This is a genomic window from Mesorhizobium ciceri WSM4083, from assembly GCF_000519305.1.
Lineage (GTDB): Bacteria > Pseudomonadota > Alphaproteobacteria > Rhizobiales > Rhizobiaceae > Mesorhizobium > Mesorhizobium ciceri_B.
Genome location: NZ_JAFG01000004.1, coordinates 118,012 through 139,318, shown reverse-complemented (window position 1 = coordinate 139,318; position 21,307 = coordinate 118,012). Strand labels below are relative to the sequence as shown.

The following is a 21,307-nucleotide window of genomic DNA, read 5'->3' as shown; positions in this document are numbered from 1 at the left end:
ACAGGCTGATGCTTGAAATCTTCGAGCGCCTGGCCCTGGCGGCTGGGCGTGAGGTGATGCGCGTGTTCCACGCCGGCTGTGCGGTTGACCGCAAGTCCGACGCCTCGCCGGTGACCGAGGCGGACCGCGAGAGCGAAAAGATCATTCTCGCCGGACTGCGTGCCGCATTTCCCGATATCCCCTGCGTGGCCGAGGAAGAAGCTTCCGCCGGCATCGTGCCGCCCGACCTGGACGGGGCTTTTTTTCTGATCGATCCGCTCGATGGGACCAAGGAATTCGTCAACCGCCGCACCGATTTCACCGTCAACATCGCCCTGGTTCGCGATGGGGTGCCGGAAGTCGGCGTCGTCTTTGCGCCCTGTACGGGGCGCTTCTTTTCCGGCCTGCCGGGCAGGGCGGAATCACTCGAAATCGATGGCGACTACGAGATCGTCGGCCGCCGGCCGATCGCTGCGAGAACGGCCGCGACGCCGCTGGCCGTCGTCGCCAGTCGGTCTCACAACACACCGGAAACCGAGGCTTATATTCGCGACCTTGGTGCCGCCGAAATCGTCTCGGTCGGTTCGTCCTTGAAATTCTGCCTTCTCGCCAGTGCCGAGGCCGATGTCTATCCCCGCTTCGGCCGCACCATGGAATGGGACACGGCGGCAGGCGACGCTGTCCTGCGCGCCGCCGGCGGTATGACGCGCACGCTGGACGGCCAACCTCTGGTCTATGGCAAGCGCAGGCAAAGCGACGACGAGGATTTTGCCAATCCGCATTTCATTGCCAGCGGCAGGGCAGGGGTCAGCCCCGCCTGAGAAGGCCCCGCAGCTTACTCTGCTGCGGCCTGCGCCGAATTCGAGCCGATATAGTTGCGGATCGTCTCGATGATGCGGTCCTGGTCGGCTTCGCTGAGATAAGGGTGCATCGGCAGACAGAGTATGCGCTTCGGCAGGTCTTCCGAAACGGCAAGGCCGCTCGGCGTGCGTGGGTAGTCGCGATAAGCGACCTGGGCATGCAGCGGCTTCACGTAGTAAATGACAGATGGAATGCCCTTTTCGCCGAGATGCGCCCTCAGCCCGTCGCGCTTGGGCGTCTCGATGGCGTATTGCGCCCAGGCCGAACGGGTGCCGTCCAGATTGCGGGCGGCGGTGACGATGTCGCCAAGCCCTTCGGCATAGCGTTTTGCCACCACCTGCCGGGCGACCATCTCGTCTTCGAGGATTGCCAGCTTCTCGATCAGGATCGCCGCCTGGATCGTGTCGAGTCGCGAATTGATGCCGACGCGGACATTGTCGTATTGCGTCTCGCCCTTGCCGTGGAAGGCGAAGGAGCGAAGCTGTTCGGCCAGCGCATCGTCATTGGTGAACATCGCACCGCCGTCGCCGTAACAGCCAAGCGGCTTGGCCGGATAGAAGCTGGTCGATCCGACATGGCCGAAAGCACCGCACATCTTGCCGTCGAGCGAACCGCCCATCGACTGGGCGGCATCCTCGATCACCATCAGCCCTTCGCGGTTGGCGATCGCCATGATCGCCTCGTAGTCGGCGGCAAGGCCAAACAGATCGACGGGAATGATTGCCTTCGGCTTCAGCCTTCCTTCCTTCTTGATCATGGCGATGGCCGCTTCGAGGCTGGCAATGTCGATGTTGTAGCTATGCGGGTCGACATCGACGAACACGGGCTCGGCCTTGGCCAGCGCCACCACTTCGGCGGTGGCGGCGAAAGTAAAGCTCGGCACGAACACCGCGTCACCCGGGCCGACGCCGGCCGCAAACAGCGGCAACAGCAGCGCGTCGGTGCCGTTGGCGCAGGCCACGACATGCTTGGTGCCGATATAGGCGGCAAGCTTATTCTCGAATTCGGTGACTTGCGGGCCAAGAATATAACGGCCTTCGTCGACGACACCGTCGATCGCGGCCTTCAGCCGGTCGCGGATTCGTTCGCGCTGCGCGCCAAGATCGATGAACTGCATGTCGGCCTCAAAACGGGTTAGCCAGATAATCGGCCGCTGGTACCAGAGTTGCGCTTGCCGAGAAAGCCGGGCAGGCGGAGCCCCAAATTGCCCAAGTGTCGCAGTCCGTTACCAGTATTTCCCGGCGAATGTCAGTCAGATGCCGGAAATCCGGGCTTCGTCGGGCGCCATCCCGCCCTTATAGCCCTGTAAAGAGCCCCTGCGAAACATAAAGTGATCGATTGGGCTCAACTTATGTTGAGCGTTTGCTCAGGCGATTTCATGTCGCCAGGGTGGATTGGCGCCGGCCCGCGACACGGTCACTGCTGCCGCCTTCGCGCCGAGCGCCAGCGCCTTGTGGATGGCGTCTTTCGACAAGCCGGAAATCGCCGCCTTGGTCAGCAGGCCCTGCTCATGCAATGAGGCGAGGATGCCGGCGTTGAACGTGTCGCCGGCGCCGACCGTGTCGACCACCTCGACCTTTTCCGGCATGACGGTGACGGCATGTTCCCTCGTATAGCCGACGGCGCCTTCGCTGCCATGGGTGACGACGATCAGCTTCGGACCGCGGTCCAGCCAATTGCGGATGACATCCTCGTGCGAGCCGGCTTCGCCGAACCAGTTCAGATCTTCGTCCGACAATTTCACGATATCGGCCATCGCCATCATCGCGCGAATGCGCCTGAGGTGCTTGGCTTTGTCCGGTATGAAGTTCGGCCGGATGTTGGGATCGAGCATCATCACTCGACTTTCATGCTCGCGCCGCATGAACTCCTCATAGGCACTGCCGGCGGGCTCCGAAATCAGGCTGATGGCGCCGAACAGCATGGCCTCGATCTCGTTGCCGAGCTGCGGCAAGTCGTCAACGGTCAGCATGCGGCCGGCGGTGTTCTCGTCATAGAAAGTGTACGTCGCCTGGCCGTTGGTGAGCTTGACGAAGGCCAGTGTCGTTGGCCGTGGTGAGGTGTGCGCATAGGTGGAGCTGACCTTGCTTGCCCCCAGCGCATCCCGGAACTGGCCGCCGAACAGATCCGACGACAGGCCGGAAAAGAAGCCTGCCGGCGCGCCGAGCCGGCCAAGCGCGATCGCCGTGTTGAACACCGCGCCGCCGACATAAGGCGCGAAGGCCGGCTCACCCGCTGCCGTCGTGCGCGGCAGCATGTCGATCAGGGCTTCGCCGCAGCAGAGGATCATGGCTTCCTGGTCTCCGGCGGATGGATCACGCCCTTGCGGATGATGATGTTGGCGTAGAGCCGCGGCTCGCTGGTCGCGACGATGGCATGCGCCGATTTGACCCGTGCATAGAAGTCGGCGCCAGCCAGCGCAACCACCTTGCGGCCTGGCGCCCGTTTGGCGCAGATCGCCTCGATCTCACGATGGACGGGATCGGCAACCGAGGGATCGCCCTTGACCGAGGCGCGAAACAGCGCCTCTGGAACGGCGTCGTCTACCGGCAGCACGCTCAAGATCGCATCGAGTACCGGGATAAGAGGGTGCCCGTCGGCACGCACCAGCCGGGTTGCCTGCTGTTCCGCCGGATAGTTTCCGTCGACAAGGGCGATTTCGTCGCCATGGCCCATGCCGCGCAGGATCGCCAGAAGCTCCGGACCGAGCAGCGCCGGAATTCCGATCAGCATCAGGCGCTCCTGGAAATCGTCGTCGAGCCGATCAGGAAGCGTTCGGAAAGTGGCAGGCTGGCGCCGCCGAGCGCCCGGGCATGGATGCCGACGGTTCCTTCGCGAATGGCGGGCAGCTTCAAGCCTTCGCCATCGATCGTGGCGATTGCCGCGATGATGGCGTCGACCAGCCGGCGGCGCACCGCCTTCGGCATCCAGCCGTCGATCACCGCCGCTTCGAAATCGATGATCGAGGATGCAGCGACGATGGCGTAAGCGAGCGCTTGCGAGGCGCTGGCGATCCAGTCGTCGAGCTCGGGTCCGATCTCGCCCCAGTCTTCCGGCGAGGTCCACAGATGCGAGGCCTCGACGCCGCGCGCGTTGAGCGCCTTTTCGAGCATGGCGATGGAAGCGACATCGATCAGTTGGGTCGGCTTGCCGTCCGGCCCGGGCACCGGCATGGAGCCGAGCGCTCCGGCATTGCCGGTCGGGCCGCCGAAAAGCCGGCCATTCAGCACGATGCCGCCACCGGCAAAGGCGCCGATATAGAAATAGACGAAGTCACGCGCAGCGCCCGCCTGGCCGAAGACGAGCTCGGCGCCGCAGGCCGATGTGGCATCGTTCTGCAAATAGACCGGAAAATCGCATTGCGCCTGGATGTCGGCCCTGATGTCGCGGTGACGCCATTCGTCCATGACGTCGCGCGGGGCGCCGGCGGTATCGGCCCAGTTCCACAATTCGAACGGCATGGCGATGCCGAGCCCGGCGATGCGTTTGTCTTGTGCGGGCGTCAGCGCGCCGCGCATCTGCCGCATGCCGTTGCTGACGAAGTCCACCGTCTCGCGCGGCGCCGGATAGCGATACGAATGCTGCAGCATCGAACGGACATTGCCGAGAAAATCGATCAACACCAGTTCGGCGCTGCGGCGGCCGATCTTCAGGCCGATGAAGAAGGCGCCTTCGGGATTGAGCGCCATCGGGATGGAAGGCTGGCCGATCTTGCCGCGCAACGGCGCCTGGCGCAGCAGGAGGCTTTCTTCCTCCAGCTCGCGCATGATGACCGAAACCGTCTGCGCCGAAAGTCCGGTCATGCGGGCGATGTCGGATTTTGCCAGGCTGCCGTGCTGGCGCACCAGCGACAGCACCAACCGCTCATTGTGGTCGCGCATGCCGCTCTGGTTGGTGCCTCGGTGAATGAGACTGTCATTCACCTCGGGCGAACCGTGCCTCGCAATGGCCGTTTCCACCCTGTTCCTCCCGTCGTTTCCCCTCAATGCTTTTGGGCCAGAATGGGTGAACGAAGCAAGGCTGTCAATAATAAATAAGAGTGATTTAATTATTGACAGAGGCTTCGTGCTGGTGTCTGTTGAAGCAGCGTCCACGCTGGGAGAATTTCGTTGGACGCGCTGCAGGTGCCGGTTGGCCGGCATCCGGATGGTTCCACTGGGAGGAAATCGTGACCAATACAAAACTGTTGAAATCGACCGTGTTTGCCGCCGCGGCTCTGGGGCTGATGGCGTTTGCGTCGTCCGCATCCGCGGCTGGTGTCGGTGCCTGCCTGATCACCAAGACCGACACCAATCCGTTCTTCGTCAAGATGAAGGAAGGCGCCACCGCGAAGGCCAAGGAACTCGGCGTCGACCTCAAGACCTATGCCGGCAAGATCGACGGCGACAGCGAGAGCCAGGTCGCGGCTATCGAGAGCTGCATCGCCGACGGCGCCAAGGGTATCCTGATCACTGCCTCCGACACCAAGGGCATCGTGCCGACCGTGAAGAAGGCGCGTGATGCCGGCCTGCTGGTGATCGCGCTCGACACGCCGCTCGATCCGATCGATGCCGCCGACGCGACCTTTGCGACGGACAATCTCGAAGCCGGCAAGCTGATCGGTGCCTGGGCAGCCGCCACGCTGGGCGACAAGGCGAAGGATGCCAAGATCGGCTTCCTCGACCTGACCCCTTCGCAGCCGACCGTCGACGTGCTGCGCGACCAGGGCTTCATGATGGGCTACGGCATCGACGTGAAGGATCCCAACAAGATCGGCGACGAGGACGATCCGCGCATCGTCGGCCACGACGTCACCAACGGGAACGAAGAGGGCGGCCGCAAGGCGATGGAGAACCTGCTTCAGAAGGACTCCGGCATCACCGTCATCCACACCATCAACGAGCCGGCCGCTGTCGGTGCCTACCAGGCGCTCAAGGCCGTCGGCCTTGAAAAGCAGGTGCTTATCGTTTCGGTCGACGGCGGCTGCCCCGGCGTGAAATCGGTTACTGAAGGCGTGATCGGTGCCACATCGCAGCAGTATCCGCTGCAGATGGCGGCACTCGGCATCGAGGCGATCGCCGCTTTTGCCAAGGACGGAACCAAGCCGAAGCCGACCGAAGGCAAGAACTTCTTCGACACCGGCGTCAATCTGGTGACCGACAAGCCGGCCACCGGCGTGAAGTCCATCGACACCAAGGAAGGCCTCGCCAAGTGCTGGGGCTGATGCCGGTCTGACAGGCATCTACCGAACCTGAGCGGTCGGGGCTTGATCCCCGGCCGCTTCGGGTGGACGATGGTTGCGTGACCGCGAACAATCCCGGCAGCAGACCGGAAAGGCGTGGACTGGCGTCGGCGTTTGGCTGAAGCCCACGGGGAGGAAACATGGCTCAAGCTCAGGAATTCGAGAAGGCTCTCTCGAGCAGCGACACAAGCGTGGCTGCCTTTGACGAGCACAAATCGGCCGTCAAGCGCATCCAGCATTTCCTGCATTCGACGCCGGCGGCGGTGCCGCTGATCGTCCTGGTTCTGGCGATCATCGTCTTCGGCATCACCATCGGAGGGCGGTTCTTTTCGTCCTACACGCTGACGCTTATCCTGCAGCAGATCGCCATCATCGGCATTCTGGGTGCCGCACAGACGCTGGTCATCCTGACCGCAGGCATCGACCTGTCGATCGGTGTGATCATGGTGATTTCAGCGGTGATCATGGGCAATTGCGCGGTCAGCTACGGCATGCCGAGCGCGCTCGCGGTGGCGATCGGTCTTGCCGCCGGCGCGGCCTGCGGACTGCTCAACGGGGTGCTTGTCGCCTACATGAAGCTGCCGCCCTTCATCGTGACGCTTGGCACCTGGAACATCGTCATGGCCACGAACTTCATCTATTCGGCCAATGAGACGATCCGCGACACCGATGTCGACACCCAAGCGCCGCTGCTGCATCTGTTTGCATTGAGCTTCAAGGTCGGCACGGCGGTGCTGACGCTCGGTGTCATTGCCACGGTCGTGCTCGTTATGGTCCTGTGGTACGTGCTCAATCACACGGCATGGGGCCGCCATGTCTACGCCGTTGGCGATGACCAGGAGGCGGCGAAGCTGTCGGGCATCCAGACCAAGAAGGTGCTGATGACGGTCTACACCCTTGCCGGGCTGATCGCCGCTTTCGCTGCCTGGGTCTCCATCGGCCGCAATGGTTCGATCTCGCCGTCAGCGGCCGTCACCGACTACAATCTGCAGGCGATCACCGCGACGGTGATCGGAGGTATTTCTCTGTTCGGCGGACGCGGCTCGATCCTGGGCACGCTTTTCGGCGCGATGATCGTCGGCGTCGTCTCCATGGGCCTCAACATGCTGGGCGCCGATCCGCAATGGAAAGTGCTGCTCACCGGTGTGCTGATCATCGGCGCCGTGGCAGTCGACCAATGGATCAGAAAGGTTTCGGCATGACCATGACCCAGGAACCCATTCTCACCGCTCGTGGCCTGGTCAAGCGTTATGGCCGCGTCACCGCCCTCGACAATGCCGACTTCGACCTTTACCCCGGCGAAATCCTCGCCGTGATCGGCGACAATGGCGCCGGCAAGTCGTCGCTCATCAAGGCGATTTCAGGCGCGGCCGTGCCTGACGAAGGCGAGATCCGGCTTGAAGGCAAACCCGTCGCCTTCAAATCACCGATGGAGGCCCGCGAAGCCGGCATCGAGACAGTCTATCAGAATCTGGCGCTGTCGCCGGCGCTCTCGATTGCCGACAACATGTTCCTCGGCCGCGAAATCCGCAAACCGGGTTTTCTGGGCGACTGGCTTCGTATGCTCGACCGTCCGGCGATGGAAAAGCGCGCCCGCGACAAGCTCACCGAGCTTGGCTTGATGACCATCCAGAATATCAGCCAGGCGGTGGAGACGCTTTCGGGCGGTCAAAGGCAGGGCGTTGCGGTGGCGCGCGCCGCCGCCTTCGGCAGTCGTGTGGTGATCATGGACGAACCGACGGCGGCCCTCGGCGTCAAGGAAAGCCGCCGCGTGCTCGAACTGATCCTCGACGTCAAGAAGCGCGGCCTGCCGATCGTGCTGATCTCGCACAACATGCCGCATGTCTTCGAAGTGGCCGACCGCATTCACATCCACCGGCTCGGCCGTCGCCTCTGCGTCATCGATCCCAAGCAATATACGATGTCCGATGCCGTGGCGTTCATGACCGGAGCAAAGGTTCCGCCAGAGGCAGCGCTCGCGGCTTGATGCATGTCGCCCAAAAGTGCGTAGCGGTTTTGGGACAACGACATGCACGGAACAAAATTTGAAGCGCGTCGCGCAGATTGTCTGGGCGCGCCGCGCTTCAAATTGTCAAATTGCCGCAGGGTAAGCCGCCGCTGGCTTACCTAAATCGATTGAATATATGGCAGTATCGGCTAGCATGGGCTGGGAGGAACGATGAAAGCCGGTATGATCATGGCAACCGCACGAGAGGCAGCATGACGCGCGCGATGACATCCGAAGCTCCCCAGCCCGAACTTGAAAATCCCGATCCGAAGACGCTCGCAGCGGAAGTCTTGAAGGCTCTCAAATACAGGGTCGGCAAGGACATCACCGTCGCGACCCAGTACGACTGGCTGACCGCCTCGATCAAGGTCGTGCGTGACCGCATCGTCGACCACTGGATGCAGGCGACGAAAGAGGCCTACGACCAGCAGGAAAAGCGCGTCTACTATCTGTCGCTCGAGTTCCTCATCGGCCGCCTGATGCGCGACGCCTTCTCCAATCTCGGCCTGATGGACAATATGCGCGAGGCGCTGTCGTCGCTGGGCGTCGATCTCGATCTCATCGCTGCACTCGAGCCGGATGCGGCACTCGGCAATGGCGGCCTCGGCCGGCTCGCGGCCTGCTTCATGGAAAGCATGGCGACCGTCGACATTCCCGCGCATGGCTACGGCATCCGCTATGCCAACGGCATGTTCCGCCAGGAGATCCACGACGGCTGGCAGGTCGAATTGCCCGAGACCTGGCTCGACCATGGCAACCCGTGGGAATTCGAACGCCGCGAACGCTCTTTCGAGGTCGGTTTCGGCGGTTCGGTGGAATCGATCACCTCGAAGGACGGCCGGCTCGAACGCCATGTCTGGAAGCCGACCGAGCATGTGCTGGCCGTCGCCTATGACACGCCCGTGGTGGGCTGGCGGGCCAATCGCGTCAACACACTGCGGTTGTGGTCGGGCATGCCGGTCGATCCGATCCTGCTCGACAAATTCAATGCCGGCGACCACATCGGTGCGCTTGCCGAAAGCAACAAGGCCGATGCCTTGTCGCGCGTGCTCTATCCCGCCGACTCCCACAAGGCCGGACAGGAACTGCGCCTCCGGCAAGAATATTTCTTCTCCACCGCCTCGCTGCAGGACATCGTCCAGCGCCATCTCAGCCAATATGGCGACCTGAAGTCGTTGCCCGACAAGGCCGCGATCCACCTCAACGACACCCATCCGGCCATCGCCGTGCCGGAACTCATGCGTCTGTTGATGGACGTCCACGGCATGGATTTCGATCAGGCCTGGGATATCACCAAGCGCACCTTCGGCTACACCAACCACACGCTGTTGCCCGAGGCACTGGAAAGCTGGCCGGTGCCGCTGTTCGAGCGGCTTTTGCCGCGCCACATGCAGATCGTCTATGCCATCAACGCTGAAGTGCTCCTGGAGGCGCGTGCGTCCAACCAGTTCTCCGACGAGCAGATCGGCCGCATCTCGCTGATCCAGGAAAATGGCGATCGCCGGGTGCGCATGGGCAATCTGGCCTTTGTCGGCTCGCATTCGATCAACGGCGTTTCGGCGCTTCACACCGACCTGATGAAGGAGACGGTGTTCGCCGATCTGCACAAGCTCTATCCCGATCGCATCAACAACAAGACCAACGGCATCACGCCGCGGCGCTGGCTGATCCAGTGCAATCCCGGGCTGACGTCGCTTGCCCGCGAGGCGATCGGCGACCACTTTCTCGACGACATCGACGCCATCAAGGATCTCGACGGTTTCGCCGGCGATGCCGCCTTTCGCGACAAGTTCGCCGCCGTCAAACGCGCCAACAAGGCGCGGCTGGCCAACCTCGTCGCCGACCGGCTCGGCATCAAGGTCGATCCCTCGGCGCTGTTCGACATCCAGATCAAGCGCATCCACGAATACAAGCGCCAGCTTCTGAACATCCTCGAGGCGATCGCTCTCTATGACCAGATCCGCTCGCACCCCGAGCGCGACTGGATGCCGCGCGTGAAATTCTTCGGCGGTAAGGCGGCGCCCAGCTACCACAATGCGAAGCTGATCATCAAACTCGCCAACGACGTCGCAAAAGTCATCAACCGCGATCCGGCCGTGCGCGGTCTGCTTAAGGTGGTGTTCCTGCCGAATTACAATGTCAGCCTGGCCGAGATCATGATGCCGGCTGCCGACCTTTCCGAGCAGATCTCGACCGCCGGGATGGAAGCATCGGGCACCGGCAACATGAAGTTCGCGCTCAACGGCGCGCTGACCATCGGCACGCTCGACGGCGCCAATGTCGAGATCAAGGAATGCGTCGGCGACGACAACATCTTCATCTTCGGGCTGACCACCGCCGAGGTCGCCGAGCGGCGCAACAAAGGCTACGATCCGCGCGCCGTCATCGAAGGCTCGCCCGAGCTGGCGCAAGCGGTTGCAGCTGTTTCGTCAGGCGTCTTCTCGCCCGACGATCCGGAACGTTACCGCGACCTCATCAACGGTCTCTACAACAGCGACTGGTTCATGGTCGCAGCGGATTTCGATGCCTATGCCGCCGCCCAGCGCGAGGTCGATGCGGTCTGGCGCAACAGTCCCGACTGGTACGCCAGGGCAATCCGCAACGTTGCGCGTGTCGGCTGGTTCTCCTCCGATCGCACGATCCGCCAATATGCGAAAGAAATCTGGAACGTGCCTGTCTGATGTGATTGCATGAGGCCGCGAACAATGTGGTCCCGGTGATGTGTTTGAAAGTCGGATTCACATCACTAGAAACAAACACTTGGTGCCCGGGGAGGGACACTGCCTGATGAAGAAGCCGCGCGCGACCGCTGCGACAAGCGGGCCGGACGGACTGGCGCCAGCCAGCGATGTTGCGGCGATTGTTGCCGGCACGCACGGAGATCCATTCGCGGTCCTTGGCGTCCATGAAGTCGGCAAGAGCCTGTATGCGCGGTGCTTTGTTCCGAATGCCGAATTCGTCACTGCCTACACGCTGACCGGCACCATCGCGGGTGAATTGTCCAGGCGCGACGATGGCGGCTTTTTCGAAGGCAAGCTCTCGATCAGGAAGCGGCAGCCCCTGCGCTACCACGCGCGCAATGCCGGCGGCGACTGGTGGCTGACCGATCCCTATTCGTTCGGTCCGGTGCTCGGGCCCCTGGACGACTACTACATCGCCCAAGGCTCGCACCTAAGGCTGTTCGACAAGCTCGGCGCCCATGTCATCGACCACGAAGGCGCTTCCGGAGTGCATTTCGCCGTCTGGGCTCCCAATGCCCGACGCGTCTCGGTGGTCGGCGATTTCAACGAATGGGATGGTCGCCGGCACACGATGCGGGACCGCCGCGACACCGGCATCTGGGAACTGTTCGTACCCGACATCGGTGCCGGACGCCCCTACAAATATGAGATCATCGGCCCCGATGGTGTCAGACTGCCGCTGAAGGCCGACCCGTTCGCCTTCAAGTCCGAACTGCGTCCGGCCACCGCTTCGGTCGTTGCCGTGCCGCCGGCGCATGAGTGGGGCGATGAGGCGCACCGCAATTTCTGGCGCAATGCCGATCACCGGCGCGAAGCCATCTCGATCTACGAGGTCCATGCCGGCTCCTGGCAGCTTCACGACGACGGAACGTTCCTGTCATGGGACGAATTGGCCGACCGGCTGATCCCCTATGTGGTCGAGACCGGTTTCACCCACATCGAATTCATGCCGATCTCTGAACACCCCTATGACCCGTCCTGGGGCTACCAGACTACCGGCCTTTACGCGCCGTCGGCCCGCTTCGGCGACCCGGATGGCTTTGCGCGTTTCGTCGATGGCGCCCACCGCGCCGGCGTCGGCGTCATCCTCGACTGGGTGCCGGCGCATTTCCCGGTCGACGCGCATGGCCTGGCCAATTTCGATGGCACCGCGCTCTACGAACATGCCGATCCGCGCAAGGGTTTTCATCCCGACTGGAACACCGCGATCTACAATTTCGGCCGCCGCGAGGTGGTGTCGTTCCTCGTCAACAACGCGTTGTTCTGGGCCGAGAAATACCATGTCGACGGTTTACGCGTCGACGCGGTCGCCTCGATGCTCTACCTCGATTATTCGCGCAAAGCCGGCGAATGGATCCCCAACGAGAAGGGCGGCCGCGAGAACCTCGAGGCGGTCAGCTTCCTGCAGAAAATGAACAAGGAGGTCTACGGCCACCATCCGGGCGTGATGACCATCGCCGAGGAATCGACCTCATGGCCGAAGGTCTCGGCACCGGTGCATGAAGGCGGCCTGGGCTTCGGCTTCAAGTGGAATATGGGCTTCATGCACGACACGCTGGAGTATTTCTCCAAGGAGCCGATCTTCCGAAAGCACCACCACAACGACCTCACCTTCGGCCTGACCTACGCCTTCTCGGAGAATTTCGTGCTGCCGCTCTCGCATGACGAGGTCGTGCACGGCAAAGGCACGTTGCTGGGCAAGATGGCCGGTGACGACTGGCAGAAATTCGCGACATTGCGCGCTTACTACGCTTTCATGTGGGGCTATCCCGGCAAGAAGCTGCTGTTCATGGGACAGGAGTTCGCGCAGCGCCGCGAATGGAGCGAGGCGCGCGCGCTGGACTGGAACCTGCTGGAGTTCCGGCCGCATCGCGGTGTGTGGCAGACGGTGCGCGATCTCAACTATCTCTACCGTTCGCGTCCGGCGCTGCATGGCCGCGACTGCGAACCGGAAGGGTTCTCCTGGCTGATCGTCGACGACAGCCAGAATTCGGTTTTTGCCTGGCTGCGCAGCGCGCCGGGCGGCAGCCCGGTGGCCGTCATTTCCAATTTCACGCCGGTGCCGCGCGATAATTATCGCGTGCCGTTGCCGACGGCCGGAAAATGGCGCGAGATCATCAACACCGACGCTTCTGAATATGGCGGTTCCGGCAAGGGCAATGGCGGCATGGTCGAGGCGACGGCGGAGGAAGGAAGCATCGCCGCGACGATGCTCTTGCCGCCGCTGTCCACGATCATGCTCGAGCTCGTCGCCGGCTGAACCCATCGACACTGAGTAACATGCCGAGATCGAGTAACTTGGGAGGGTAGAAATGGCAGACTTGAAACGGACCCAGCCGCTGGCGCGCGATGCCATGGCCTATGTGCTGGCCGGCGGCCGCGGCAGCCGCCTCAAGGAACTGACCGACCGGCGTGCCAAGCCGGCGGTCTATTTCGGTGGCAAGACGCGCATCATCGACTTCGCGCTCTCCAACGCGCTTAACTCCGGCATTCGACGCCTCGGCGTCGCCACCCAGTACAAGGCACATTCGCTGATCCGCCATCTGCAGCGCGGCTGGAACTTCCTGCGCCCCGAGCGAAACGAGAGTTTCGACATCCTGCCGGCCAGCCAGCGCGTCTCGGAAACGCAGTGGTACGAAGGCACGGCCGACGCCGTCTACCAGAACATCGACATCATCGAAGCCTACGGGCCCGAATACATGGTCATCCTGGCCGGCGACCACATCTACAAGATGGACTACGAGATGATGCTTCGCCAGCACGTCGACGCCAATGCCGACGTCACCGTCGGCTGCCTCGAAGTGCCGCGCATGGAAGCCACCGGCTTCGGCGTCATGCATGTCGATGGCAAGGACAACATCATCGCCTTCGTCGAAAAGCCCGCCGATCCGCCCGGCATTCCCGACAAGCCGGAGTTCGCTTTGGCCTCGATGGGCATCTACGTCTTCAAGACCAAGTTCCTGATGGAGCAGTTGCGCCGCGATTCGGCCGAGCCGGGCTCGAGCCGTGACTTCGGCAAGGACATCATTCCCTATATCGTCCAGCACGGTAAGGCGATCGCGCACCGCTTCGCCAAGTCCTGCGTCCGCTCGACCGCCGAGAACGAGGCCTACTGGCGCGACGTCGGAACGGTCGATGCCTATTGGGAAGCCAATATCGACCTCACGGATATCACGCCTGAGCTCGACCTCTACGACCGCGACTGGCCGATCTGGACCTATGCCGAGTTGAAGCCGCCGGCAAAGTTCGTGCATGACGAGGACGGCCGCCGCGGTTCGGCCATCTCCTCGCTTGTCTCGGGTGACTGCATCGTCTCGGGGGCTTCGCTGAAAAAAAGCCTGATCTTCACCGGCGCGCGCATCAATTCCTATTCGACGCTGGAAGAAGTCGTCATGCTGCCCGACGTTCATGTCGGCCGGAACGCAAAGTTGAAGCGCGTGGTCATCGACCATGGTGTTAGGATACCGGAAGGGCTGGTGGTCGGCGAAGATCCTATTCTCGACGCCAAGCGCTTCCGCGTTTCCGAAAAGGGCATCTGCCTGGTCACCCAGGACATGATCGACAAGCTGGGGCTCTAACGCATGCAGGTTCTGTCGGTCACGCCCGAGATCTTTCCGCTGATCAAGACCGGAGGGCTTGCCGACGTGACCGGCGCGCTGCCCATTGCCTTGGCGGCCAAGGGCGTGACAATGCGCACGCTCATTCCCGGCTTTCCGACCGTTATGGCCGCCGTCAAGAAAAAGCGGGCGGTTCTGCAATACCCCTTGCTGCAGGGCGGCAAGGCTTCCGTTCACTCAGTCCAACTCGCCGGGCTCGAACTGTTCGTGCTCGATGCGCCGCATCTGTTCGACCGTCCCGGCGGTCCCTACGGCAACGCCACAGGCGTGGACTGGCCAGACAATTGGCGGCGCTTCGCGGCACTAAGCCAGGTCGGCGGCGACATCGCCGGTGGCGCCATCTCTGGCTACCAGCCGGACATCGTCCATGCCCATGACTGGCAGTCGGCGATGACCCTGGCCTACATGCGCTACGGCAAGGCAGTTGGCATTCCCTCGATGATGACCGTCCACAATCTCGCCTTCCAGGGCCAGTTCGGTGCCGGCATCTTCGGTGAACTCGGCTTGCCGGCGGCGGCGATGGCGCTCGACGGCGTCGAATATTATGGCGGTGTCGGCTTCCTGAAAGCCGGCCTGCAGGCCGCCTGGGCGATCACCACGGTCAGTCCGACCTACGCGCAGGAAATCCGCTCGCCCGAATTCGGCATGGGCCTCGACGGCCTCATCAACATGCGCTCCAGCGATCTCTATGGCATCGTCAACGGCATCGACACCGGCATCTGGGATCCCGAAACCGACAAGCATCTGGTGTCCACCTACACCGCCAGCACGCTGAAGGCGCGCGCCCCAAACAGGGCTGCCGTGGAAGACCGCTTCAGCCTTGAGCGTGATGACAGCCCGATCGTCTGCGTAGTCAGCCGCCTGACCTGGCAAAAGGGCATGGACATATTGGCGCTGGTGGTCGACAGCATCGTTGCCACAGGAGCGCGCCTGGCCATCTTGGGTTCCGGCGATGCCGGTCTCGAAGGCGCGCTGCTTGCCGCCGCCGCCCGGCATCGCGGCCGCATCGGGGTCGTCGTCGGCTACGACGAGGGCCTGTCGCACATCATGCAGGGCGGCTGCGACGCCATCGTCATTCCCTCGCGCTTTGAACCGTGCGGGCTGACGCAGCTTTACGGCCTGCGCTATGGCTGCGTGCCCGTGGTCGCGCGCACCGGGGGTCTGGCCGATACGGTCATCGACGCCAATGAGGCCGCCGTCTCCGCCGGTGTCGCCACCGGCTTCCAGTTCGCGCCCAACAATGGCGGTGCCTTGCTGCATGCCATCCGCCGCCTCGTCGACGCCCATGCCAGTCCGGCGGTCTGGGAATCGCTGCAGCGCCAGGGCATGAAGGCCGACGTGTCGTGGGACAAGAGCGCGGACAAATATGTTGAACTCTATCGCTCGCTGCTTTCGAAAAGGGTTGCCTGAAGCATGATACGAACCGTCCCCACCAAACCCTATTCCGATCAGAAGCCCGGCACGTCGGGCCTGCGCAAGAAGGTGCCTGTCTTTCAGCAGGAGCACTATGCCGAGAATTTCATCCAGTCGATCTTCGACGCGCTCGACGGTTTCAAGGGCAAGACCCTGGTGATCGGTGGCGATGGCCGCTTTTACAACCGCGAGGTCATCCAGAAGGCCATCGCCATGGCCGCCGCCAACGGCTTCGGCAAGGTGATGGTCGGGCAGGGCGGCATCCTGTCGACGCCAGCCGCCTCGCATGTCATCCGCAAATACAAGACCTTTGGCGGCATCATCCTGTCGGCCAGCCACAATCCGGGCGGCCCGCATGAGGATTTCGGCATCAAGTACAATGCCGGCAATGGCGGCCCGGCGCCGGAAAAGCTGACCGACGCGATCTTCGAAAAGACCAAGGCGATTTCGAGCTTCGAGGTCGCCGACATCGATCCGATCGACATCGACACGGTTGGCGCGGTCAAGGCCGCCGGCATGACGGTCGAGATCATCGACCCGGTCGCCGACTATGCCGAGTTGATGGAAAGCCTGTTCGATTTCGACGCCTTGCGCAAACTCTTCAAGTCCGGCTTCCGCATGCGCTTCGACGCCATGCACGCGGTGACCGGTCCCTATGCCAAGGAGATCCTGGAAAACCGGCTCGGCGCGCCCAATGGCACCTGCCGCAATTTCAAGCCGCTGCCGGATTTCGGCGGCCACCATCCGGACCCGAACCTTGTCCACGCCAAGCATCTCTATGACGAGATGATGGGACCGGACGCGCCGGATTTCGGCGCCGCCTCGGATGGTGACGGAGACCGCAATCTGATCATCGGCAAGGGTATTTTCGTCACCCCGTCGGATTCGGTCGCCATGCTTGCCGCCAATGCGCGCCTGGCGCCCGGCTACAAGGCTGGTTTGAAAGGCATCGCCCGCTCGATGCCGACCAGTGGCGCGGCCGATCGTGTTGCTGAAAAACTCGGCATAGGCATCTACGAGACGCCGACCGGCTGGAAGTTCTTCGGCAATCTGCTGGATGCCGACATGGCGACGATCTGCGGCGAGGAGAGTGCGGGCACCGGCTCCAACCATGTCCGTGAAAAGGACGGCCTGTGGGCGGTGCTTTTGTGGCTCAACATCCTTGCCGCGCGCGGCGAGAGCTGCAAGCAGATCGTCACCGAGCACTGGGCGACCTACGGGCGCAACTACTATTCGCGGCACGATTATGAAGAGGTTGAGAGCGACCGCGCCAACGCATTGGTCGACGAACTGCGCGCCAAGCTCGGCGCGCTGCCGGGTACCAGCGTGCGCGGCATGAAAATCGCCAGCGCCGACGATTTTGCCTATCACGATCCGGTCGACGGTTCGATCAGCGAGCATCAGGGCATCAGGGTGCTGTTCGAAGGTGGTTCGCGGGTCGTCTTTCGCCTCTCCGGCACCGGCACGTCAGGTGCCACGCTGCGCGTCTATATCGAGCGCTACGAGCCGGACAAGTCGAGGCACGATCTCGACACCCAGGCCGCCCTTGCCGATCTGATTTCGGCGGCCGATGATATTGCCGGTATTCACAGCCATACCGGCCGCGCCGAGCCAAGCGTGATTACTTGAGGGTGGCGGCTCGTGCTTTCCCTTCTCCCCTTGTGGGGTTCGAAGGACGGGGCGAGACCCGTGGCTCGCCCCAGGGCGGTGGATCGGCGCGCAGCGCCGAGACGGTTGATGAGTGGGCGAAGGATCGCCGTCTTTACCAAGCTGGAACACCTCTCATCCGTCGCCTGCGGCGACACCTTCTCCCACAAGGGGAGAAGGGGGAGCTCGCATGACCCAGCTCGGCGCCACCGTCACCCGCGAAGGCATCCGCTTTGCCGCATGGTCGCAAGCCGCTCGTCGGCTTTGGGTCTCGATTTTCGACGAGCAGGGCAACCGGGAAATCGAACGGCTCGAGCTGCAGCCGGAAGGCGAGGGCGTGCATGCGCTATTCGTTGCGGGCCTTGGCCAGGGCATCCGCTACGGCTTTCGCGCCGATGGCGACTACGCGCCGGAGCGCGGCCTGTGGTTCGATCCCGCCAAGCTCCTGACCGATCCTTATGCCGTCGAGATCGACAGGTCCTACACCTATGACTGGCGGCTGGCTCAACGCCGGAACGAGGGCGCCGATACCGCGCCGCTGATGCCGAAGGCGATTGCCGCTGCGCTGCCGAAGCCGGTGCAGGCTGCCCCGCCGCTATTCCAGCCGAGCGGCCTTATTTACGAAGTGCCGGTGCGCGCCTTCACCATGCTGCATCCGGACGTTCCCAAGAAGTTGCGTGGCACCATTGCCGCTCTCGCTCATCCCGTGATTGTCGAGCATCTGAAAAAACTCGGCGTTGGCGCGGTCGAATTGATGCCGGTGACCGCGTCGATCGACGAGCGACATTTGCCGCCGCTCGGGCTGCGTAACGCCTGGGGCTATAATCCCGTGACGTTCATGGCCCTCGATCCGCGTCTGGCGCCGGGCGGCATCATGGAATTGCGAAACACGGTCGCTGCGCTGCGCGAGGCCGGCATCGGCGTCATCCTCGACCTCGTCTTCAACCATACCGGCGAGAGTGACAGGCTTGGTCCCACGCTGTCGCTGCGCGGCTTCGACAACCAGGCCTATTACCGGCACACGCCTGACGGCAGGCTGGCCAACGACACCGGCACCGGCAACACGGTCGCTTGCGACCATCCTGTGGTCCAGGAAATGGTCCTCGACACGCTTCGCCATTTCGTCAGGGATGCCGGCGTCGACGGCTTCCGCTTTGACCTGGCGCCCATTCTGGGGCGGGTTGAAGGAACATTCGATGCTGAGGCGCCGCTGCTGAAAGCGATGCGCGACGACGCGCTGCTGGCCGACCGCGTGTTGCTCGCCGAGCCGTGGGACATCGGTCCAGACGGCTATCAGCTCGGCAATTTTTCGTCGCCCTTCCTCGAATGGAACGACAAGTATCGCGACGATGTCAGGCGCTTCTGGCGCGGCGACGCCGGCATGGTCGGCGCCCTGGCGACCCGGCTTGCCGGTTCGTCCGATGTGTTTGCCGCGAACGGGCAAGGTGCCAGCCGTACGGTCAATTTCATCGCTGCCCATGACGGCATGACGCTCGCCGACATCGTGCGCTTCGAGCGCAAGCACAACCAAGCCAATGGCGAACAGAACCGCGACGGCCACAATGAAAACCTGTCCTGGAACAACGGCGTGGAAGGTGATGCGGATGACCCGGCCGTAGCCGTGGCTCGGCTGAACGATCAGCGCGCGCTGCTCGCCACGCTGTTTGCGTCACGCGGCACCATCATGCTGACGGCCGGCGACGAATTCGGCCGCACCCAGCAAGGCAACAACAACGCTTATGCGCAGGACAACGAGATCACCTGGCTCGACTGGGCCGGCCGCGACCAGGTGCTGGAGCACTACACGGCGCTGCTGTCGACGCTTCGCCGAGCGATGCCCGCGCTTTGCGGCACAAGCTTCCTCACGGGCCAGCCACCGGCAGGGTCAAAGATGCCGGACGTCGGATGGCTGACCGAGACAGGCGCGCCGCTCGACGAACAAAGCTGGCAGGACCCGCAGCGGCACCGCCTGGTCATGATCCTGGCTGGCGCCAGCCGCCTTGCAGTGATCATCAACGGCGATCGCCGTGCCTGCATGGTCACGTTGCCCGAGCGCGAAGGATTTTTCTGGACGCAAGCCCTGGAGACAGGCGATGCAGTGGACATCTCGCGACCGGTGTCGGGGCGGACGGTGGTCTTCATGATCGAATGCGCAGCCGCGCAGACCGGCCCAAGGGAGAACCGCAATGGCGGCAGGTGACAAGACCGGATGGTGGCGCGGCTGCACCATCTACCAGGTCTATCCGCGCTCCTTCCAGGACACGACCGGCGATGGCAGCGGCGATCTCGCCGGTATCACGTCGAGGCTCGCCCATATCGCCTCGCTTGGTGTCGACGCCGTCTGGCTGTCGCCCTTCTTCAAGTCGCCGATGGCCGATATGGGCTACGACGTGTCGGATTACTGCGATGTCGATCCGATGTTCGGCACGCTCGAGGATTTCGATGCGCTGGTCGCCGAGGCGCATCGCCTCGGCCTGAAGATCATCATCGACCAGGTGCTGTCGCATTCGTCCGACAAGCACGACTGGTTTGTCGAAAGCCGCGCCAGCCGCGATAACCCCAAGTCGGACTGGTATGTCTGGGCCGATACCAAGCCCGATGGCGGCGCGCCCAACAACTGGCTCTCCGTCTTCGGTGGCCCGGCCTGGGAATGGGATTCGACCCGCCGGCAGTATTACATGCACAATTTCCTTGCCTCGCAGCCCGATCTGAATTTTCACAATCCGGAGGTCCAGGACGCGCTTCTCGACACGGTGCGCTTCTGGCTGGAGCGCGGCGTCGACGGTTTCCGGCTCGATACGGTCAATTACTATTTCCATGACCGCTGGCTGCGCAGCAATCCGCCCTTGGCGTCGAGCGTCGCCGGCACCAACGGCGAGACCAACACCTACCTCTACCAGGAGCATCTGTTCGACAAGACGCAGCCGGAAAACCTGGCGTTCCTGCGCCGCTTCAGGGCGCTGCTCGATGAATATGACGACCGCGCCGCGGTCGGCGAAATCGGGGATGAAGGCCGCTCGCTGCAGACGCTCGCCGCCTACACCTCAGGCGGCGACAAGCTGCATATGTGTTACACCTTCGACCTGCTCGGTCCGCAGTTCTCGGCCGCGCATGTGCGTGGCTGCGTCGAAGCCTTCGAGGCGGCCGTCTCCGACGGCTGGGTCTGTTGGGCGTTCTCCAACCATGATGTGGTGCGCCATGTCAGCCGCTGGACAAGGCCGGACAGCGATCCCGATGCGGTCGCAAGATTCTCGATCATGCTGCTCGCCTGCCTGCGCGGCTCGATCTGCCTCTATGAGGGCGAGGAGTTGGGCCTGGAGGAGGCGGAGCTGGCCTATGAGGATCTGCGCGATCCCGTCGGCATCCGCTTCTGGCCGGGCGTCAAGGGCAGGGATGGGTGTCGCACGCCGATGGTCTGGGAGGCCGGCGCCGACAATGCGGGCTTCTCCACGGCCAGGCCGTGGCTGCCGATACCGGCCAGCCATCGTGCCCGCGCGGTCGATGTCCAGAATGCCGACACGGCCTCGGTGCTGAAGTCCTATCGGACCACGCTGGCCTTGCGCGGGGAGCATGAGGCGCTGGTATCAGGCTCGATCCGCTTTCTCGACGCCGAGGGTGACGTGCTCGCTTTCATCCGCGAGGGCGGCGGCGAAAGACTGCTCTGTGTCTTCAATTTCGCCGGCGGACCGGCCAATTGGCCGTTGCCCGGGGACATCGGAGCGGTTGCACAGCTGGATGGCGATGCCGCGGTCGTCGGGGCCGAGCTTTTGCTGCCAGCGCTCGGAGCCTTTTTGGGCAGGTTCGACTGATATCCCGACCG

At 63.1% G+C, this 21,307-nt stretch carries 15 protein-coding genes; 11 read left to right on the top strand and 4 right to left on the bottom strand.

The features are described 5' to 3' along the window. Positions 1–8: 8 nt before the first annotated feature. Positions 9–800 (top strand): 3'(2'),5'-bisphosphate nucleotidase CysQ, encoded by a 792-nt coding sequence (gene cysQ / locus MESCI2_RS0106555; RefSeq protein ID WP_027035867.1) that lies wholly within the window; start codon positions 9–11, stop codon positions 798–800. Between the two features lie 14 nt (positions 801–814). Here cysQ and MESCI2_RS0106550 read toward each other — a convergent pair whose 3' ends face one another. The 4 genes from MESCI2_RS0106550 to MESCI2_RS0106535 form a co-directional block, all read right to left on the bottom strand. Next, a complete protein-coding gene (locus tag MESCI2_RS0106550) occupies positions 815–1,957 on the bottom strand; it encodes a DegT/DnrJ/EryC1/StrS family aminotransferase (RefSeq protein ID WP_027035866.1) in 1,143 nt (380 codons plus the stop codon). A gap of 249 nt (positions 1,958–2,206) precedes the next feature. Then, on the bottom strand, positions 2,207–3,130 hold the full coding sequence (locus MESCI2_RS0106545; RefSeq protein ID WP_027035865.1) for a carbohydrate kinase family protein: 924 nt from the start codon (positions 3,128–3,130) through the stop codon (positions 2,207–2,209). Next, positions 3,127–3,573, bottom strand: coding sequence for an RbsD/FucU family protein (locus MESCI2_RS0106540; protein WP_027035864.1), 447 nt, complete (start codon positions 3,571–3,573; stop codon positions 3,127–3,129). The genes MESCI2_RS0106545 and MESCI2_RS0106540 overlap by 4 nt, the downstream gene beginning before the upstream one ends. After that, complete coding sequence (locus tag MESCI2_RS0106535) at positions 3,573–4,799, bottom strand: ROK family transcriptional regulator (RefSeq protein WP_027035863.1); 1,227 nt, start codon at positions 4,797–4,799, stop codon at positions 3,573–3,575. The genes MESCI2_RS0106540 and MESCI2_RS0106535 overlap by 1 nt, the downstream gene beginning before the upstream one ends. 266 nt (positions 4,800–5,065) lie before the next feature. Between MESCI2_RS0106535 and MESCI2_RS0106530 the strand changes: the two genes are divergently transcribed. The 10 genes from MESCI2_RS0106530 (at position 5,066) to MESCI2_RS0106485 (ending at position 21,296) form a co-directional block, all read left to right on the top strand. Beyond that, a complete protein-coding gene (locus MESCI2_RS0106530; protein WP_430981659.1) occupies positions 5,066–6,043 on the top strand; it encodes a sugar ABC transporter substrate-binding protein in 978 nt (325 codons plus the stop codon). A 158-nt stretch (positions 6,044–6,201) separates the two neighbouring features. Continuing rightward, complete coding sequence (locus tag MESCI2_RS0106525) at positions 6,202–7,263, top strand: ABC transporter permease (protein WP_027035861.1); 1,062 nt, start codon at positions 6,202–6,204, stop codon at positions 7,261–7,263. Beyond that, on the top strand, positions 7,239–8,048 hold the full coding sequence (locus MESCI2_RS0106520) for an ATP-binding cassette domain-containing protein (RefSeq protein WP_224696644.1): 810 nt from the start codon (positions 7,239–7,241) through the stop codon (positions 8,046–8,048). Before MESCI2_RS0106525 ends, MESCI2_RS0106520 begins: the two co-directional genes overlap by 25 nt. 233 nt (positions 8,049–8,281) lie before the next feature. Continuing rightward, a complete protein-coding gene (locus MESCI2_RS0106515) occupies positions 8,282–10,750 on the top strand; it encodes a glycogen/starch/alpha-glucan phosphorylase (protein ID WP_027035859.1) in 2,469 nt (822 codons plus the stop codon). 106 nt (positions 10,751–10,856) lie between these two features. Further along, positions 10,857–13,070, top strand: coding sequence for a 1,4-alpha-glucan branching protein GlgB (gene glgB, locus MESCI2_RS0106510; protein WP_027035858.1), 2,214 nt, complete (start codon positions 10,857–10,859; stop codon positions 13,068–13,070). Between the two features lie 52 nt (positions 13,071–13,122). Further along, on the top strand, positions 13,123–14,388 hold the full coding sequence (gene glgC / locus MESCI2_RS0106505) for a glucose-1-phosphate adenylyltransferase (protein ID WP_027035857.1): 1,266 nt from the start codon (positions 13,123–13,125) through the stop codon (positions 14,386–14,388). A gap of 3 nt (positions 14,389–14,391) precedes the next feature. After that, entirely contained in the window at positions 14,392–15,837 is a 1,446-nt protein-coding gene (gene glgA / locus MESCI2_RS1000000137855; RefSeq protein ID WP_027035856.1) for a glycogen synthase GlgA, read from the top strand. Positions 15,838–15,840: 3 nt separating this feature from the next. Continuing rightward, entirely contained in the window at positions 15,841–17,469 is a 1,629-nt protein-coding gene (locus tag MESCI2_RS1000000137850) for an alpha-D-glucose phosphate-specific phosphoglucomutase (protein WP_027035855.1), read from the top strand. A gap of 208 nt (positions 17,470–17,677) precedes the next feature. Beyond that, positions 17,678–19,687: a glycogen debranching protein GlgX gene (gene glgX / locus MESCI2_RS0106490; RefSeq protein WP_027035854.1), complete on the top strand. Its 2,010-nt coding sequence runs from the start codon at positions 17,678–17,680 to the stop codon at positions 19,685–19,687. After that, a complete protein-coding gene (locus MESCI2_RS0106485) occupies positions 19,674–21,296 on the top strand; it encodes an alpha-glucosidase family protein (RefSeq protein ID WP_027035853.1) in 1,623 nt (540 codons plus the stop codon). The genes glgX and MESCI2_RS0106485 overlap by 14 nt, the downstream gene beginning before the upstream one ends. Positions 21,297–21,307 lie beyond the last annotated feature (11 nt).

Coding starts and splice junctions, on each gene's coding strand:
- cysQ (WP_027035867.1), top strand. CDS start 9: ATGCTTGAAATCTTCGAGCGCCTGGCCCTGGCGGCTGGGCGTGAGGTG.
- MESCI2_RS0106550 (WP_027035866.1), bottom strand. CDS start 1,957: ATGCAGTTCATCGATCTTGGCGCGCAGCGCGAACGAATCCGCGACCGG.
- MESCI2_RS0106545 (WP_027035865.1), bottom strand. CDS start 3,130: ATGATCCTCTGCTGCGGCGAAGCCCTGATCGACATGCTGCCGCGCACG.
- MESCI2_RS0106540 (WP_027035864.1), bottom strand. CDS start 3,573: ATGCTGATCGGAATTCCGGCGCTGCTCGGTCCGGAGCTTCTGGCGATC.
- MESCI2_RS0106530 (WP_430981659.1), top strand. CDS start 5,066: ATGGCGTTTGCGTCGTCCGCATCCGCGGCTGGTGTCGGTGCCTGCCTG.
- MESCI2_RS0106525 (WP_027035861.1), top strand. CDS start 6,202: ATGGCTCAAGCTCAGGAATTCGAGAAGGCTCTCTCGAGCAGCGACACA.
- MESCI2_RS0106520 (WP_224696644.1), top strand. CDS start 7,239: ATGGATCAGAAAGGTTTCGGCATGACCATGACCCAGGAACCCATTCTC.
- MESCI2_RS0106515 (WP_027035859.1), top strand. CDS start 8,282: ATGACGCGCGCGATGACATCCGAAGCTCCCCAGCCCGAACTTGAAAAT.
- glgB (WP_027035858.1), top strand. CDS start 10,857: ATGAAGAAGCCGCGCGCGACCGCTGCGACAAGCGGGCCGGACGGACTG.
- glgC (WP_027035857.1), top strand. CDS start 13,123: ATGGCAGACTTGAAACGGACCCAGCCGCTGGCGCGCGATGCCATGGCC.
- glgA (WP_027035856.1), top strand. CDS start 14,392: ATGCAGGTTCTGTCGGTCACGCCCGAGATCTTTCCGCTGATCAAGACC.
- MESCI2_RS1000000137850 (WP_027035855.1), top strand. CDS start 15,841: ATGATACGAACCGTCCCCACCAAACCCTATTCCGATCAGAAGCCCGGC.
- glgX (WP_027035854.1), top strand. CDS start 17,678: ATGACCCAGCTCGGCGCCACCGTCACCCGCGAAGGCATCCGCTTTGCC.
- MESCI2_RS0106485 (WP_027035853.1), top strand. CDS start 19,674: ATGGCGGCAGGTGACAAGACCGGATGGTGGCGCGGCTGCACCATCTAC.